Raw genomic sequence first — 15087 nt, forward strand, 5'->3', positions numbered from 1 at the left:
ACGCTCCTCGCACCCGGTCTCTAGTGTCCTCCCCAACCGAGCAGGACGGAGCGAGATGCCGATGAGCGGAGTGTCAGTGACCAAGGGTTCGGAGGACGCCGTGCCGGCCACGGACGACCTGGTCGTGCTGTCCGACGTGAACAAGCACTTCGGCGCGCTGCACGTGCTCCAGGACATCGACCTGACGATCCACCGCGGCGAGGTCGTGGTGGTCATCGGGCCGTCCGGGTCGGGCAAGTCGACGTTGTGCCGCACGATCAACCGCCTGGAGACGATCGACTCCGGCAGCATCACCATCGACGGGAAGCCCCTGCCCCAGGAGGGCAAGGAGCTGGCGCGGCTGCGTTCCGACGTCGGCATGGTCTTCCAGTCCTTCAACCTCTTCGCGCACAAGACGGTGCTCGAGAACGTGATGCTGGGTCAGGTCAAGGTCCGCAGGACCGAGAAGAAGGCGGCGGAGGCCAAGGCCCGCGCCCTCCTGGACCGGGTCGGGGTGGGCACGCAGGCCGACAAGTACCCCGCCCAGCTGTCCGGCGGTCAGCAGCAGCGCGTGGCGATCGCCCGCGCGCTCGCGATGGACCCGAAGGTCATCCTGTTCGACGAGCCGACCTCGGCGCTCGACCCGGAGATGATCAACGAGGTCCTGGAGGTCATGCAGCAGCTGGCCCGGGACGGCATGACGATGGTGGTCGTCACCCACGAGATGGGCTTCGCCCGCTCCGCCGCCAACCGCGTGGTCTTCATGGCGGACGGGCGGATCGTGGAGCAGGCCACGCCCGACGAGTTCTTCAGCAACCCGCGCAGTGACCGCGCCAAGGACTTCCTGTCGAAGATCCTGCACCACTGACGTCACGCCGTCCGTGCGGCGTCCCCGACTCCGTACGCCCGGCGCCGTACCGCGACAACTCCTTAGTCGCCACAGCCGACGTGCTGCACACTGACGATCAACTACCCACGACCCTGAGGGATGTTCACGATGAAGCTCCGCAAGACCGCGGCCGTGGCCGTTGCCGTGCTCGCGCTGACCGCGACCGCCTGTGGCGGCAAGGAGGGCTCGGCCGGCGACAAGCCCGCCACGAAGCCCGGTGACGCCAGCGCCCCCAAGCTCCCCACGTACACCGTCGCGACCGGTGTCGACCTGAACTCGCCGACCTTCAAGAAGGCCAAGGAGCGCGGCAAGCTGATCATCGGCTCCAAGGCCGACCAGCCGTACCTCGGCTTCGAGGACCAGGCCACCAAGAAGCGCTCCGGCTTCGACATCGAGATCGCCAAGATGATCGCCGCCGACCTGGGCTTCTCGGAGGACCAGATCGAGTGGAAGACGGTCGACTCCAAGCTGCGCGAGACCGCGATCTCCACCGGCCAGGTCGACTACTACGTCGGCACCTACACGATCAACGACAAGCGCAAGGCGCAGGTCGGCTTCGCCGGCCCGTACTACCAGGCCGGCGCCGACCTCCTGGTCCGCAAGGACGAGACCTCGATCACCGGCCCGGAGTCCGTCAAGGGCAAGAAGGTCTGCTCGATCACCGGCTCGACCCCGCTCCAGGAGATCAAGAAGCCGCAGTACGGCGCGGAGACCGTCGAGCTCGGCAAGTACTCCGACTGCGTCCAGCAGCTGCTGACCAAGCAGGTCGACGCCGTCACCACCGACGACTCCATCCTCAAGGGCTACGCCGCCGCCAACGCCGGCAAGCTCAAGGTCGTCGGCAAGCCGTTCACCAAGGAGCCGTACGGCGTCGGCCTGAACAAGGAGGACAAGGTCCTCCGCGACAAGGTGAACGACATCCTCGTCAAGTACGTGGGTGACGGCACCTACAAGAAGATCTACGAGGCCACCCTCGGCCTCTCCGGCTCGGACTACACCGAGCCGCCGGCGGTCGTCCGCTACTGATCCGCTCCCCGGATCTCCCTCGCGTGAGCGCCCCGTACGCCGACCGTGCTACGGGGCGCCCCGCCCCCTGCCCGTAAGCCTGCCGCCCAGCCGCACGCAAGCCCGCCGCCGACTGCCGACGCGGAGTCCTCATGAACGTACTGCTCGACCATTTCGCGGAGTTCCGCAACGGATTCATAGGAACCGTGTCGATCACCGCCGTCAGCTCGGTCATCGCCCTGGTGCTCGGCATCGTCATCGCCGGCTTCCGCGTCTCCCCCGTGCCGCCGCTGCGCTTCTTCGGCACGGCGTGGGTGACGCTGCTGCGCAACACCCCGCTGACGCTGCTCTTCCTGGTCTTCTTCTTCGTCGTCCCGGAGATCCTCTTCCCGGGCATGAGCCCCTTCGTGCTCGCCTCGCTGGCGCTCGGCTTCTACACCTCCTCCTTCGTCTGCGAGGCGGTCCGCTCCGGCATCAGCACGGTGCCGCTGGGCCAGGCCGAGGCCGCCCGCTCGCTCGGCCTGACCTTCTCGCAGACGCTGCGTCTGATCGTGCTGCCGCAGGCCACCCGCACGGTGCTGCCGCCGCTCAGCTCGATCTTCATCGCCCTGACCAAGAACTCGGCCATCGCCGGCGCCTTCAGCGTCACCGAACTCTTCGGCTGGCAGACGCTGATGAGCGAGCAGGGCTACGCGATCCTCCCGATCTTCTGCTGGGTCGCCGTCGCCTACCTCGTCGTCACCTTCGCCATCAGCGGACTCTTCCGTCTCCTCGAGCGCAACATGGAGGTCGCCCGATGAGCGCCAGCGTTCTCTTCGACGCCCCCGGCCCCAAGGCCCGGATCCGCAACCGGATCTACGCCGTCGTCGGCAGCCTCGTCATCGTCGCCCTGCTCGTGGTCAGCGTGCTGCGGCTGAGCGACAAGGGGCACCTCGCCCCCGAGATGTGGGACATCTTCAACTACGCGGGCATCCGGCAGAACATCGCCGACGCCCTGCTCGCCACGCTGAAGGCCTTCGCCCTCGCCGCCGTCGGCTCCCTCGTGCTCGGTGTGCTGCTGGCCGTCGCCCGGCTCTCCGACCACAAGGCGATCAGCTGGCCGGCCACCGCCTTCATCGAGGTCTTCCGCTCCCTGCCGCTGCTGATCACCATCTACGCGGTGTGGGTCGCCTTCCTCACCGACTACTCGATGTGGGCGCTGGCGATCGGCCTGTCGATCTACAACGGCTGCGTCCAGGCCGAGGTGCTGCGCGCCGGCGTCAACTCCGTGCCGCGCGGACAGCGCGAGGCCGCGTACGCGCTCGGCATGACCAAGACCCAGGTGATGACCACCGTCCTGCTGCCGCAGGCGGTCCGGGCCATGCTGCCCACGATCATCAGCCAGCTGGTGGTGACCCTCAAGGACACCTCGTTCGGCTTCGTCATCCTCTACCCCGAGCTGCTCTACTCGGCCCGTCTGATCGCCTCCAACACGCTGGTCAACGGCTCGTACCCGTACGTCTCCGTGATCGTGGTCTTCGGCCTCATCTACATCGCGCTGTGTCTGGCGCTGTCCGCGCTCGCCACCTGGATCGAGAAGCGCGGCCGCCGCTCGAAGACCGGTGTCCTCGTCTCCGACACCGACGCGCAGGCCGTCGCGCTCGGCGCCGAGGCGGGTCAGGCGGGCGGGGCCGCCGGGACCGCCGGCGGCGGTGACGGCCCTGGTATCACGAAGAACTGACGGCATGTGACATCATCCGGGGGCAGTGGCGACGCCGCTGCCCCCGTCACTTGACGCACGCACCCCCAGTCGGTTGCATACGTTCTGTGATCAAGCTCCGGGCCCGCGCCACACTCCGCTGTGCTTCCCGCATGACCGTACGGCCTCGCACGCCCTCAGGAGCCGCGCCGTGGACCCGGTGATCATCGTGGGCGCGGGGCCGGTCGGCCTCGCGCTCTCCCTCGCCCTGGCCGCCCAGGACGTGCCCAGCGTCGTCCTCGACGAGAGCGCGGGCAAGGAGGAGCCGCGCCCCGCCCGTACCGTCGTGCTGCGCGCGGACATGGCCGCCCTGGTGGAGCGCCTCGGCTGCGCCACGCTGCGTGACGAAGGGGTCCGCTGGGTCGGCTGGCGCTCGATGCGCCGCCGCCAGCAGATGCGGCACGTCCCGCTCGACCTGGGCCTGGCCCGCGACGCCGGCGCGGAGAGCGGTGGCGCGGTCCCGGCCGCCCCGCTCCACATCCCGCAGCACGCCCTGGCCCGCGGGCTGCGCGACGCCATCGCGCGCCAGGACCTCATCACCCTGGTCACCGACTCCCGGGTCGACACCGTCGAGCAGGACGCCCACGGCGTCAGCGCCCACACCCGTGGTCCGGACGGCACCTGGTGGCGCGGCAGTCATCTCGTCGGCTGCGACGGCGCCCGCTCGACCGTCCGCAAGCTGCTCGGCGTCCGCTTCCCCGGGCGTACGGCGGTGGAACGGCACGCGGTCGCGGCGCTGCGCACCGAACTCCCCTGGGCGGGCGAGGCCCTGCTGCACCGTCAGCCGCCGTGGCGGGGCGCCGGCGAGGAGATCGCGGCACGGCCGCTGCCCGACGGGGTGTGGCGGATCGACTGGCTGCTGCCGCCGCGCGGCGAACTGGTCACCCCCGACGCGCTCGTCTCCCGCATCCGCGACACCCTGGCCGGGTGGTGCGAGGGCTCGACCCCGCCGTACGACCTGATCGACACCGGCGTCCACACCGTGCACCACCGGCTCGCCCGGCGCTGGCGGGTGGACCGGGTCTTCCTCGCCGGCGACGCGGCGCACCTGCTGGGCGCGGTCGGCACCCAGGGGCTCGACGAGGGACTGCGGGACATCGACAACCTGGCCTGGAAGCTGGCCTACGCCTGGCACCACCGAGACGCCCCGGCCGCCCTCCTCGACAGCTACCAGAGCGAGCGCCGCTCGGCCGTCGCCGGGCTGCTGCGCGCGGCCGACCAGGTGCTGCCCGTGCTGCGCGGCGGCGGGGGTCTGCGCACCTATCTGGCGGGCGGCGGGCGGGGCCATGACGCCCTGCTGACCGACGGGCACCTGGGGCGCGGCCCGCTGGGCGCGCTGCCCGCGTTCCCGCACTCCCCGTTGGCGCCGGAGCCGTCCGAGGGCCGGATCCCGGTGGCCACGCCGGACGGCGCGCCGGTCGACGACGTCCGGGTGACGGCCCCCGACGGCACGACCGTACGGCTGCGGGACCGGCTCGGCCGGGGCCGGCTCCTGGTGCTGCTCGTCGCCCCGGGCACCGGGGTGTGGGACCGGCGGCACTGGGTGAGCGCGGGGGTGATGCCGCGGCTGGCCGAGGCCGTGGACGGGCTGCCGGCGCCGGCCGAGCTCCTGGTGACCGAGGCCTACCCCGGCGCCCCGGCCCACGCGGTGCTGCTCGTCCGCCCGGACGGCCATCTGGCCGCGGCCTTCGCCGGGGTGCGGCCGGAGGAACTGCACGCGGCGGCGGACGCGGTACGGGGCGGGGAGGCGTCGCCGGAGTCGGATCGGGAGGCGGAGTCGCAGTCGGGGCGGGGGCCGGCCCGGGAGGCGAAGACCGAGAAGGCCGAGTCGGAGGCGGAGGCGGGGTCCGAGTCGGTGCCGAAGTCGGTGCCGGTGCCGACGAAGTCGGTGACCGAGGACGCGGCCGCGGACGTCACGTGAGGGTCGATTGACCGTCCCCGGCGTCCGTGGTGTACTCCGGAGCGTGACCGACACCGATGTGCGCCTGTGGCGGAGGGTCCATATGGACCTCGTCCGCTACGCGGGCTGCGTGTGTCGCCCGTCCTGCTGAATTCGCCTCCCCCTCTTCCCAGCGCGCGCTTCGCCGTGCGCTCTTTCGCGAACCTTCAGGACGGTCATCCGTGCCCCAGACGCAGCACACCCTCACGCCCGCTTCCGGCTCCGCCTCCTCCCCTGCCCCACCCAGCTCCCCCGCTTCCCCGGCCTCTCCCACGGAGGCCGATCTGCTGGACTTCGTCCGCCGTACGGCCGCCGACACCGCACTGATCGCCTCGCTGCCCCTGGATCCCGAGGGCCGTACCTGGGTACGGCTCGACGGCCCGGGCGGCAGTGAGGCCTGGCTCATCGGCTGGCCGCCCGGCACGGGGACGGGGTGGCACGACCACGCCGAGTCGCTCGGCGCCTTCGCCACCGCGCGCGGCACCCTGCGGGAGAACTCCCTCGCGGTACGGCTCCCGGCGAGCGGCTGGAGGACCCTGGAGCTGGCCGACGGTGTCGACCGCGGCCGGGAGCTCCCGGCCGGCCGGGGCCGCGCCTTCGGCCGGCACCATGTGCACGAGGTGCTCAACGAGTCGCGCGCCGAGCACGCGATCTCGGTGCACGCCTACTATCCGCCGCTCCCGCTGATCCGGCGCTTCAGCCGCACGGGCGCGGTGCTCCGTCTCGAGCAGGTCGAGCGCCCGGAGGACTGGCAGTGAGTGACGAGCACAGCGGTGGGAACGTCGGTGAACGCGTGGGCATCGACGCGTTGTTGGAGCGGGTGCGGGCCGGTCTCGACCGGATCGACGCCCGGACCGCGTACGAGGCCTACCAGGCGGGTGACGCCCTGCTGGTCGACACCCGCTACGCCGCCCTGCGCGAGCGGGACGGCCTGATCCCGGGCGCGCTGGTCGTGGAACGCAACGAGCTGGAGTGGCGGCTCGACCCCCTGGGCAGCCATCGCGCTCCCCAGGCGGACAGCCACGATCTACGGGTCGTGGTGCTCTGCAACGAGGGCTACGCCTCCTCACTCGCCGCCGCCTCCCTGCGCCGGCTGGGCCTGCACCGCGCGACGGACGTGATCGGCGGCTTCCAGGCCTGGCGGGCAGCCGGCCTTCCGGTCCTGCTGCCGGCGCCGGGGGCGGGAGCCGGACCGGGGGCGGGGACCGAACCGGGGCCGGCGGGCGGCTAGAAGGGCTCCTCCAGGCCCTCGGTGTCCTCGCCCTCCTCCGCCAGGGCCTGGCGGACCACCCGCAGGGCCATGCCCTCGGGGTATCCCTTGCGGGCGAGCATGCCGGCGAGTCTGCGCAGCCGCCGGTCGCGGTCGAGGCCCCGGGTGGCGCGCAGCTTGCGGTCGACGAGCTCGCGGGCGCGGGACTCCTCCTGGTCGGAGTCCAGCCGCTCGACCGCTTCCTGGATCACGGTGGCGTCGACCCCCTTGGTCCGCAGCTCGCGGGCGAGCGCCCGGCGGGCGAGGCCCCGGCCGTGGTGGCGGGACTCGACCCAGGCACCGGCGAAGGCGGCGTCGTCGATGAGCCCGACGTCCTCGAACCGGGAGAGCACCTCGTCGGCGACCTCGTCCGGGATCTCCCGCTTGCGCAGGGCGTCGGCGAGCTGCTTGCGGGTGCGGGGGGTCCCGGTGAGCAGGCGCAGGCAGATCGCCCGCGCCCGCTCACCCGGATCCTGGGACGACAGCTCCTTCTCGGCCCTCGACGAGTCGGGGCTGTCGTCCGGCCATTCGGTGCGACCGGTCACCGGTTCAGCTCTTGGCCGCGGTGGCCTTGGTCGCCTTGGCGGCCTTGGCCGGGGCCGGGACGGACTTGGCCGCCTCGTCCACGGCCGCCGTGTCCGTGGCGCCCGTGGCGCTCGCCGCGTCCGCCGCCGGCTCGACCGAGGGCTCCTCGGGCCGGACGCCGACGCCCAGCTTCTCCTTGATCTTCTTCTCGATCTCGTTGGCGAGGTCGGGGTTGTCCTTCAGGAAGTTGCGGGCGTTCTCCTTGCCCTGGCCCAGCTGGTCGCCCTCGTACGTGTACCAGGCGCCGGCCTTGCGGACGAAGCCGTGCTCCACGCCCATGTCGATCAGGCCGCCCTCGCGGCTGATGCCCTGGCCGTAGAGGATGTCGAACTCGGCCTGCTTGAAGGGGGGCGCGACCTTGTTCTTGACGACCTTGCAGCGGGTGCGGTTGCCGACCGCCTCGGTGCCGTCCTTCAGGGTCTCGATGCGGCGGATGTCGATGCGCACCGAGGCGTAGAACTTCAGGGCGCGGCCACCGGTCGTGGTCTCCGGCGAGCCGAACATCACGCCGATCTTCTCGCGGAGCTGGTTGATGAAGATCGCGGTGGTCTTGGACTGGTTGAGCGCGCTGGTGATCTTCCGCAGGGCCTGGCTCATCAGGCGGGCCTGGAGACCGACGTGCGAGTCGCCCATCTCGCCCTCGATCTCCGCGCGCGGGACGAGCGCGGCGACGGAGTCGATGACGATCAGGTCGAGGGCGCCGGAGCGGACCAGCATGTCGACGATCTCGAGGGCCTGCTCACCGTTGTCCGGCTGGGACAGGATGAGGTTGTCGATGTCGACGCCCAGCTTGCGGGCGTACTCGGGGTCGAGGGCGTGCTCGGCGTCCACGAAGGCGACCTGGCCGCCGGCCTTCTGCGCGTTGGCGACGGCGTGCAGGGTCAGGGTCGTCTTGCCGGAGGACTCCGGTCCGTAGATCTCCACGACACGGCCGCGGGGCAGGCCGCCGACGCCGAGCGCGACGTCGAGGGCGGTCGACCCGGTCGGGATGACCTCGATCGGCTCCCTCGAGCGCTCGCCCATGCGCATGACGGCACCCTTGCCGAACTGCCGTTCAATCTGTGCGAGCGCGGCGTCGAGCGCCTTCTCGCGGTCGGTTCCTGCCATGGGTTCCACCCGGTTTGCTTGAGTCGATCGCTTCATGTGAAAGACGCTAACCCCTGCCACTGACAATGGGCCCCGGCGTCCCCTCCGACCTGTGGATAACTCGGCGACAACCCCGTGGTTCCAAGGCCTGGCCATCCCATAAGAATGGATGTTCGATTTCCGTGTCAAGCGCACCACGCCGGGCGCGCCGGGCCACGGATCACGTCGTGGCGGTCGGCGGTCCGGTGCGGACGACGGCCTGATCGCCCCGCGGGCCGAACAGGTGCAGGATCTCCACGGCCTCCTTCCCGGCGGGTCCGAACCAGTGCGGCTCGGCGGTGTCGAACTCGGCGATCTCCCCGGGACGGAGCGTGTACTCCCGCGTGCCGAGCACGAGGCGGAGCGTGCCAGCGAGCACGTACAGCCACTCGTATCCGGCGTGGGTCACCAGCTTCGGCTCGCGGTGCGCCAGCACCTGCTTGAAGACCTGGACCCGGCCCGGGTACTGCGTCAGCGGCACGAGCACGCTGCCGCGCCTCCCGCGCCGGGGGCGCAGGTGGACGCGGGGGTCTCCGGTGGCGGGCGCCGCCACCAGCTGGTCCAGGGCCACGCGGTGCGCCCGCGCGAGCGGGATGAGCAGGTCGAGCGTCGGGCGCCGCTTGCCCGATTCGAGGCGCGAGAGGGTGCTCAGCGAGATCCCGGTGTCGGCGGCGAGGGCCTCGAGGGTGAGCCCCCGGTCGCGCCGCAGCGCCCGCAACCGGGGCCCGATCCCGTCGAGGATCTCCGCGACGTCGGAAGCGGGACCGGAAGCAGGGGCCGGGGCGGGTCCGGGGTCGTGGGCAGCGTCCATGGGCTCCATGAGCTCCATTTTGCGGTCTCCGCAAAAGCGCTGGGCCGTCGCGTCCGGCGGCTTCGAGCATGACGGACAGCGGACAGAGGATCCGGCACGCACGATGACAGAAGGCGCACACCTCATGAGCACCCCCGCAGCCACCCCAGCAGCCACACCGGCCACCACCGCAGTGCCCCCGGCCGACGAACCCCTCAGCCCACGCCGGAGATGGACGATCCTGGCCGTCTGCGCCCTGAGCATGTTCCTCGTGGGCCTGGACACCACCATCGTCAACGTGGGTCTGCCCGAGATCGGGCGCGGCCTGGGCGCGGACACGCGCGGCCTGGAATGGATCGTCGACGCCTACACCGTGGTCCTGGCCGGCTTCCTCGTCGTCTCCGGCGCGCTCGCCGACCGCTTCGGACGCCGCCGGATCTTCCGGCTCGGCCTCCTCGTCTTCGGCGTCGCGTCCCTGGCCTGCGCCCTGGCGCCGTCGCTCGGCCTCCTCGTCGCGGCACGGGCCGTCCAGGGCGTCGGGGCCTCCATGCTGAGCCCCGTGGCCCTGGCGATCGTGGTGAACGCCATGCCCGACCCACGGGAGCGCGCCCGCGCGATCGGCATATGGGCCTCGGTCTTCGGGCTCAGCATGGCGGCGGGCCCGGTCACCGGCGGCGCCCTGATCGAGGCGTTCGGATGGCGGTCGGTGTTCTGGGTCAACGCCCCCGTCATCGGCGCCGCCCTCGTCCTCGTCGCCGTCTTCGTACCCGAGTCTCGCGGGCAGCGTGCCCGCCGCCTCGACCTGGGCGGCCAGGTCCTCCTCACCCTGGCGCTGGCCGTCACGGTCGCCGTCCTCATCGAGGCGCCCCGTCTCGGCTGGGCCTCGCCCCTCGCCCTGACCGGCTACGCCGTGGCCGTCGCGGCGACGGCCGCCTTCGTCCGGGTGGAGCTGCACCGGCCCGAACCCCTCATGGACCTCGGCCTCTTCCGGCGCCCCGCCTTCACGATGGCGGTGCTCGGGGCCGTCGCGGTGTTCGTCGCGCTGAACGTCAGCCTCCTGCTCACCACGCTCTACCTCCAGCACTCCCGCGGCTGGACCCCGCTCGCGGCGGGCGCGGCGACTCTCCCGATGGCCCTCGGGGCCACGCTCTGCGCGCCCTGGGCCGGCAGCCTGGTCGGCCGCGTCGGACCGCGCCGCCCGCTCCTCCTCGCCGGCGCCTTCACCGCCGCGGGCGGCCTGTGCCTCGTGAACCTCGACCAGGACACCGGCCTCCCACAGCTCCTGACGACGTACCTGCTCATCGGCATCGGCTTCGGCTTCGCCAACGCCCCCCTCACCAACACCGCGGTCTCCGGCCTGCCGCCCGCCCGCGCCGGCGTGGCCGGAGCCATCACCTCCACCGCGCGCCAGCTCGGCGCCGCCCTCGGCATCGCCGCCGCCGGAGCCCTGGTCGCTCACACGCCCCCCGGCCTCCTGGCCGAGGCGGCGAGGCCCGGCTGGCTCCTCGTATCCTGCTGCGGCCTCTTCCTCCTCCTCGTGGCCCGCGCCTCCCGCACGAACTCGCCCGGGTCGGCGTGACGGAAGAGGGCCCGCACCCCACCGCGCCCCGGGCCGCGTGACGGCCCCGGCGGCCGACCGGCCGTGCCTATCCTTCCTGGCATGTCCCTCCCCCTCCGCGTGCGCGACACCGGCCTGGCACTCCTGGTCCTGGTGGTCGTGGCGGTCTGGACCCTGGTCTCGGCTCACTACGCCGAGGAGCCGGCCTCCCGTACGGTGCTCGGCTGGCTGCTGATCCTGGTCGGCTGCGGGGCACTGTGCTTCCGCCGCCGGCAGCCGGTGGCGGTGGCCGTGGTGACGCTCCTGGCCTGTGCCGCGTACTACCCGCTGTCCGCACAGGACGGGCCGCTCCTGATCACCTTCGCGCTCGCGCTCTACACCGCCGCGGCCGAGGGCCGGTTCGCCGCCGCCGTCGCCCTGGCGGCCGTGACGCTGCTCGCCGTCGGTCTCGGCGAGATCGGACACCAGCCTGGCCGCCGGCAGATCGACGACACCTCGCTCGCCATGATGGCCGGCTGGCTGATCAGCCTGGTCGCCGTCGGCCGCGCCCAGCGCAACCGGGTCGCCTATCTGTACGAGGTGGAGCAGCGCGCCCTCGCCGCCGAGCGGGAGCAGGAGGCCCGGGCCCGGCAGAGCGCCACCGAGGAGCGGCTGCGGATCGCCCGCGAGCTGCACGACATCCTCGGCCACAGCGTGTCGCTGATCAACGTCCAGTCCGGGGCCGCGCTGCACCGGCTCGGCAAGAAGCCCGCCCCCGAGCTCGCCCTCGCCACGGCGGACGAGGCGCTGCGGGCCGTACGGGACACGAGCAAGGAGGCGCTGCGCGAGCTGCGGGCCACCCTCGGGGTGCTGCGGCGGGCCGACGAGGCCGCGCCCACGGCGCCTGCGTCCGGGCTCACGCTCCTGCCGGAGCTGGTGGAGCGGGCCGCGAGCACCGGTCTCGACGTCAGGCTCCGGGTCGAGGGCACGCCCGTACCGCTGCCACCGCCGGTCGATCTCGCCGCGTACCGGATCGTGCAGGAGTCGCTGACCAACGTGACCCGGCACGCGGACGCGCGTGCGGCGCTCGTGGCGCTGGAGTGGCGGCCGGACGAACTGCGGCTGCGGATCGAGGACGACGGCGGCGGCGCGCCGGAGGACCGGCCGCCGGGCAGCGGCATCCACGGCATGACGGAACGTGCCCGGGCGTTCGGCGGCGGGCTGACCGCCCGTAACATTCCCGGCGGCTTCCTGGTCGAGGCCAGGCTCCCGCTGACCGACCCCACCACCCGGGCGCCCGCCCGTGCCCCCGAGGGAGACTCCGCATGATCCGCGTCGTGCTCGCCGACGACCAGAACCTGGTCCGGGCCGGCTTCCGTTCGATCCTGGCCGACGAGGACGACATCGAGGTGGTCGGCGAGGCGGCCGACGGGGAGCGGGCGGTCGCGCTCGCCCGCGCGCTGCGCCCGGACGTCGTCCTGATGGACATCCGAATGCCGGTCCTCGACGGCCTGGAGGCGACCCGCCGCATCACCGGGGACCCCCGTCTCGAAGGAGTACGGGTGGTCATCCTCACCACCTTCGACGTCGACGACTACGTGTACGGGGCGCTGCGCGCCGGTGCGAGCGGCTTCCTGGTGAAGGACACCGAGCCGATGGAGCTGCTGCACGGGGTGCGGGTGGTGGCGCGCGGCGACGCGCTGATCGCCCCGGCGGTGACCCGGCGGCTGATCGCCGAGTTCGCGGGCCGGGCCCGCCGGCCGGACCCCGCCCCGCGGCTCAACGCGCTCACGGATCGCGAGCGGGAGGTGATGGGCCTGGTCGGGGCCGGGCTGTCCAACGACGAGATCGCCCGGCGGCTCGTGCTGTCGCCGGCGACGGCGAAGACCCATGTCAGCCGGATCATGACCAAGCTGGACGTGCGGGACCGGGCGCAGCTGGTGATCCTCGCGTACGAGTCGGGAATGATCACTCCGGGCTGGCTTGCCTGACGCCAATTCCGCCGGATCTCGGTCCGCCTCGACCGCTGACCGTTTCTCGGCGGGGACCGGATTCCGAGCCGTGGCGCGCCCTGTGTTGTCGCTGCGTCTTCACCTGCTTGGCGCTGCGTTTCAGGTCAGTACGCGGACCGCTGCGAAGCCTTGTGCCGTTGATGACCCCCTGAATACTCTGCATTTGCCAAGTGGATCAACAGAGGGGAAAAGCGATGCGGATGCCTCGTTTTATGAGGAGAGCATTCACGGCGACGGTAGCGGCCGGGGGAATGCTGGCCTTTGCCACGACTCCGGCGCAGGCAAGTACGAACATCACCGTCCACGTCAAGCAGTGCCCGTTGGACTACTGCGCCACCGCGGGGTACGGGTGGTTCAACGCCGACCCGATCGGGGACGTGCCCGGGGACGCACTGAAAGCCTGCGACCTGAACGCCGACGGGTATTCCATCAAGGCGTGGCTGACCAATCGAGACACTGGCAGAGTCATCCGCACCGCCAGCACTGCCGGTCACACCGCAAACTATTGCACGGAATGGCAGACCGGTGACCTGCCGGAGCAGACGCGTGTCTGGCTCGAAGTCTGCAAGATGTCGGGCACGACGAAAATCGCATGCAACCACGGTTCCGAGGGTTGGGCCTGACGGCCTTTCCGCCGCCGCGATCCGCCCGGCTCCACCTGGAAAGTGCCTTTGGTTATGACAGGAAAGTGGATCTCGATGCTCTCTCGTTCCTGACTGTTGACCAAAGGCACTTTCGGAATCCTGTGAAGCGGACCCCGACCCTTAGGGGGCCGGGCGGGCCGGACGCAACTTTGGTGGTACGCGGGCCGCGCCCGGCGCGACCGCCGGGGTAGGACGGGTGTCCACCAGGGGGTGACGCCCCGCCCCCGGCCGTACGCCGACGCTTGCGGCGTGAACCCGGACGTACTCGATCTCGCGCGGCTCCAGTTCGCCCTCACGGCGGGCGGCCACTTCCTCTTCGTCGCCCTGACCCTGGGGCTCGCGACCGTCGTCGCCGTGCTCCAGACCAGGGCGACCGTCTCCCGCAACCCGCTGGACGCCCGCCTGGTGCGCTTCTGGGGCCAGCTCTACGTGATCAACTACGCGGTCGGGATCGTCACCGGCCTCGTGATGGAGTTCCAGTTCGGCATGAGCTGGAGCGGACTCACGCACTACGCGGGGAACGTCTTCGGCGCCTCGCTCGCGGTCGAGACGATCGTGGCCTTCTTCGTCGAGTCGACGTTCCTGGGGCTGTGGATCTTCGGCTGGAACCGGCTGAACCGCTGGGCGCACCTGGCCTCGATCTGGATCGTCACCCTCACCGCGTACCTCTCGGCCTACTGGATCCTGGTCTCCAACGGATTCCTCAACCACCCCGTGGGACACCGGACCGAGGGCGGGAAGCTGGTCCTCGACGATCCGGTGGCCGTGCTCACCAACCCCTCCGCGCTGCTCGCCTTCGGGCACGTCATGGCCGGGGCCCTGCTCACGGCGGGGTTCTTCGTCGCGGGGGTGAGCGCCTACCACCTGTTCCGCCGCACGCCCGAGTGGGAGTTCTTCGGACGCGGTCTGCGGATCGGGGTGTTCCTGTCCTTTCCCGCGCTGATGGTGACGGCGGTCTTCGGCGGCATCCAGTTCGCGAGCCTGCGCACCCTCCAGCCCATGAAATCCGCCGTGTTCAGCCAGAAGACGGCCGAGATGGCGCAGATCCAGGCCGACATGGTCGCGCGGTTCGGTCCGGGGGACTATGTGCCCTCGATCGGCTTGACCCGTGGGGCCGGTCTGGTCATGCTCATCTGCTTCGCCTTGATGATGTACTTCAGCTTCGCCGGCGTGATCCTCGCCTGCTTCAAGAAGGCCGTCTTCCGCTTCCGCCTCTGGCACCTCGCCCTGATGGCGGCCGTCCCGCTGCCGTACCTCGCGATGATCAGCGGCTGGGTCTTCCGCGAGGCCGGCCGGCAGCCCTGGGTGGTCCACGGACTGCTGAAGACCGAGGACGCGGTCTCCGACCTCTCCCCCGGTGCCATGCGCCTCTCCCTCACCGTCTTCACCACCCTCTTCGCCCTCCTCGCCGTCCTCAACGCCTGGCTGCTCGCCCGGCACGCCCGCCGCGGTCCCGTCGACGCCGGCCTCGGCCACGACGACCGGGCCGCCGCCGAGGACGACCCCGACCCGGCCGCCGCCCTGCCCGTCCCCCGCTACTGACCCGCTACTGACCCGCTACTGACACCGAGCGCGCTCAAAGGATTCGACCGACC

At 71.6% G+C, this 15087-nt stretch carries 15 protein-coding genes and 1 pseudogene; 13 read left to right on the forward strand and 3 right to left on the reverse strand.

Going from position 1 to position 15087, the window contains the following annotated elements; all coding sequences use genetic code 11:
* Positions 1-61 precede the first annotated feature (61 nt).
* The 8 genes from ACFY7C_RS08685 (at position 62) to ACFY7C_RS08720 (ending at position 6781) form a co-directional block, all read left to right on the forward strand.
* Positions 62-847: an amino acid ABC transporter ATP-binding protein gene (locus tag ACFY7C_RS08685; protein WP_389645747.1), complete on the forward strand. Its 786-nt coding sequence runs from the start codon at positions 62-64 to the stop codon at positions 845-847.
* A gap of 129 nt (positions 848-976) precedes the next feature.
* On the forward strand, positions 977-1894 hold the full coding sequence (locus ACFY7C_RS08690; protein ID WP_389645750.1) for a glutamate ABC transporter substrate-binding protein: 918 nt from the start codon (positions 977-979) through the stop codon (positions 1892-1894).
* Between the two features lie 131 nt (positions 1895-2025).
* Positions 2026-2673, forward strand: coding sequence for an amino acid ABC transporter permease (locus tag ACFY7C_RS08695; protein ID WP_389645753.1), 648 nt, complete (start codon positions 2026-2028; stop codon positions 2671-2673).
* Positions 2670-3593, forward strand: a complete 924-nt coding sequence (locus ACFY7C_RS08700) for an amino acid ABC transporter permease (protein ID WP_389645756.1) — start codon at positions 2670-2672, stop codon at positions 3591-3593. The genes ACFY7C_RS08695 and ACFY7C_RS08700 overlap by 4 nt, the downstream gene beginning before the upstream one ends.
* 169 nt (positions 3594-3762) lie before the next feature.
* Positions 3763-5532: an FAD-dependent monooxygenase gene (locus ACFY7C_RS08705; protein ID WP_389645759.1), complete on the forward strand. Its 1770-nt coding sequence runs from the start codon at positions 3763-3765 to the stop codon at positions 5530-5532.
* Between the two features lie 58 nt (positions 5533-5590).
* Positions 5591-5662 carry a putative leader peptide gene (locus ACFY7C_RS08710; RefSeq protein WP_309544753.1) on the forward strand — a complete coding sequence of 24 codons (72 nt, stop codon included), beginning with the start codon at positions 5591-5593 and terminating at the stop codon, positions 5660-5662.
* A 70-nt stretch (positions 5663-5732) separates the two neighbouring features.
* Positions 5733-6308 carry a cysteine dioxygenase gene (locus ACFY7C_RS08715; RefSeq protein WP_389645762.1) on the forward strand — a complete coding sequence of 192 codons (576 nt, stop codon included), beginning with the start codon at positions 5733-5735 and terminating at the stop codon, positions 6306-6308.
* Positions 6305-6781 (forward strand): rhodanese-like domain-containing protein, encoded by a 477-nt coding sequence (locus tag ACFY7C_RS08720; protein WP_389645764.1) that lies wholly within the window; start codon positions 6305-6307, stop codon positions 6779-6781. Before ACFY7C_RS08715 ends, ACFY7C_RS08720 begins: the two co-directional genes overlap by 4 nt.
* Here ACFY7C_RS08720 and recX read toward each other — a convergent pair.
* From recX to ACFY7C_RS08735, 3 genes and pseudogenes are all read right to left on the reverse strand, one after another.
* A pseudogene (gene recX, locus ACFY7C_RS08725) lies at positions 6778-7416 on the reverse strand (recombination regulator RecX); the annotation flags it as partial. The gene ACFY7C_RS08720 and the pseudogene recX overlap by 4 nt on opposite strands.
* Positions 7349-8491 carry a recombinase RecA gene (gene recA, locus ACFY7C_RS08730; protein ID WP_389645766.1) on the reverse strand — a complete coding sequence of 381 codons (1143 nt, stop codon included), beginning with the start codon at positions 8489-8491 and terminating at the stop codon, positions 7349-7351. The pseudogene recX and the gene recA, both read right to left, overlap by 68 nt.
* A 199-nt stretch (positions 8492-8690) precedes the next feature.
* Positions 8691-9320, reverse strand: a complete 630-nt coding sequence (locus ACFY7C_RS08735; protein WP_389646092.1) for a helix-turn-helix domain-containing protein — start codon at positions 9318-9320, stop codon at positions 8691-8693.
* Between the two features lie 124 nt (positions 9321-9444).
* Between ACFY7C_RS08735 and ACFY7C_RS08740 the strand changes: the two genes are divergently transcribed.
* From ACFY7C_RS08740 to ACFY7C_RS08760, 5 genes are all read left to right on the forward strand, one after another.
* Entirely contained in the window at positions 9445-10878 is a 1434-nt protein-coding gene (locus ACFY7C_RS08740) for an MFS transporter (RefSeq protein ID WP_389645768.1), read from the forward strand.
* Between the two features lie 81 nt (positions 10879-10959).
* The gene (locus ACFY7C_RS08745) at positions 10960-12165 is read left to right on the forward strand and encodes a sensor histidine kinase (protein WP_389645771.1); all 1206 of its coding nucleotides are present in this window, start codon (positions 10960-10962) and stop codon (positions 12163-12165) included.
* Positions 12162-12827, forward strand: a complete 666-nt coding sequence (locus ACFY7C_RS08750; RefSeq protein WP_389645774.1) for a response regulator — start codon at positions 12162-12164, stop codon at positions 12825-12827. Before ACFY7C_RS08745 ends, ACFY7C_RS08750 begins: the two co-directional genes overlap by 4 nt.
* A 272-nt stretch (positions 12828-13099) precedes the next feature.
* Positions 13100-13471, forward strand: coding sequence for a hypothetical protein (locus ACFY7C_RS08755; protein WP_389645776.1), 372 nt, complete (start codon positions 13100-13102; stop codon positions 13469-13471).
* Between the two features lie 270 nt (positions 13472-13741).
* A complete protein-coding gene (locus ACFY7C_RS08760) occupies positions 13742-15034 on the forward strand; it encodes a cytochrome ubiquinol oxidase subunit I (protein ID WP_389645779.1) in 1293 nt (430 codons plus the stop codon).
* Positions 15035-15087 lie beyond the last annotated feature (53 nt).

The organism is Streptomyces sp. NPDC012769 (assembly GCF_042901205.1).
Classification (GTDB): Bacteria; Actinomycetota; Actinomycetes; order Streptomycetales; family Streptomycetaceae; genus Streptomyces.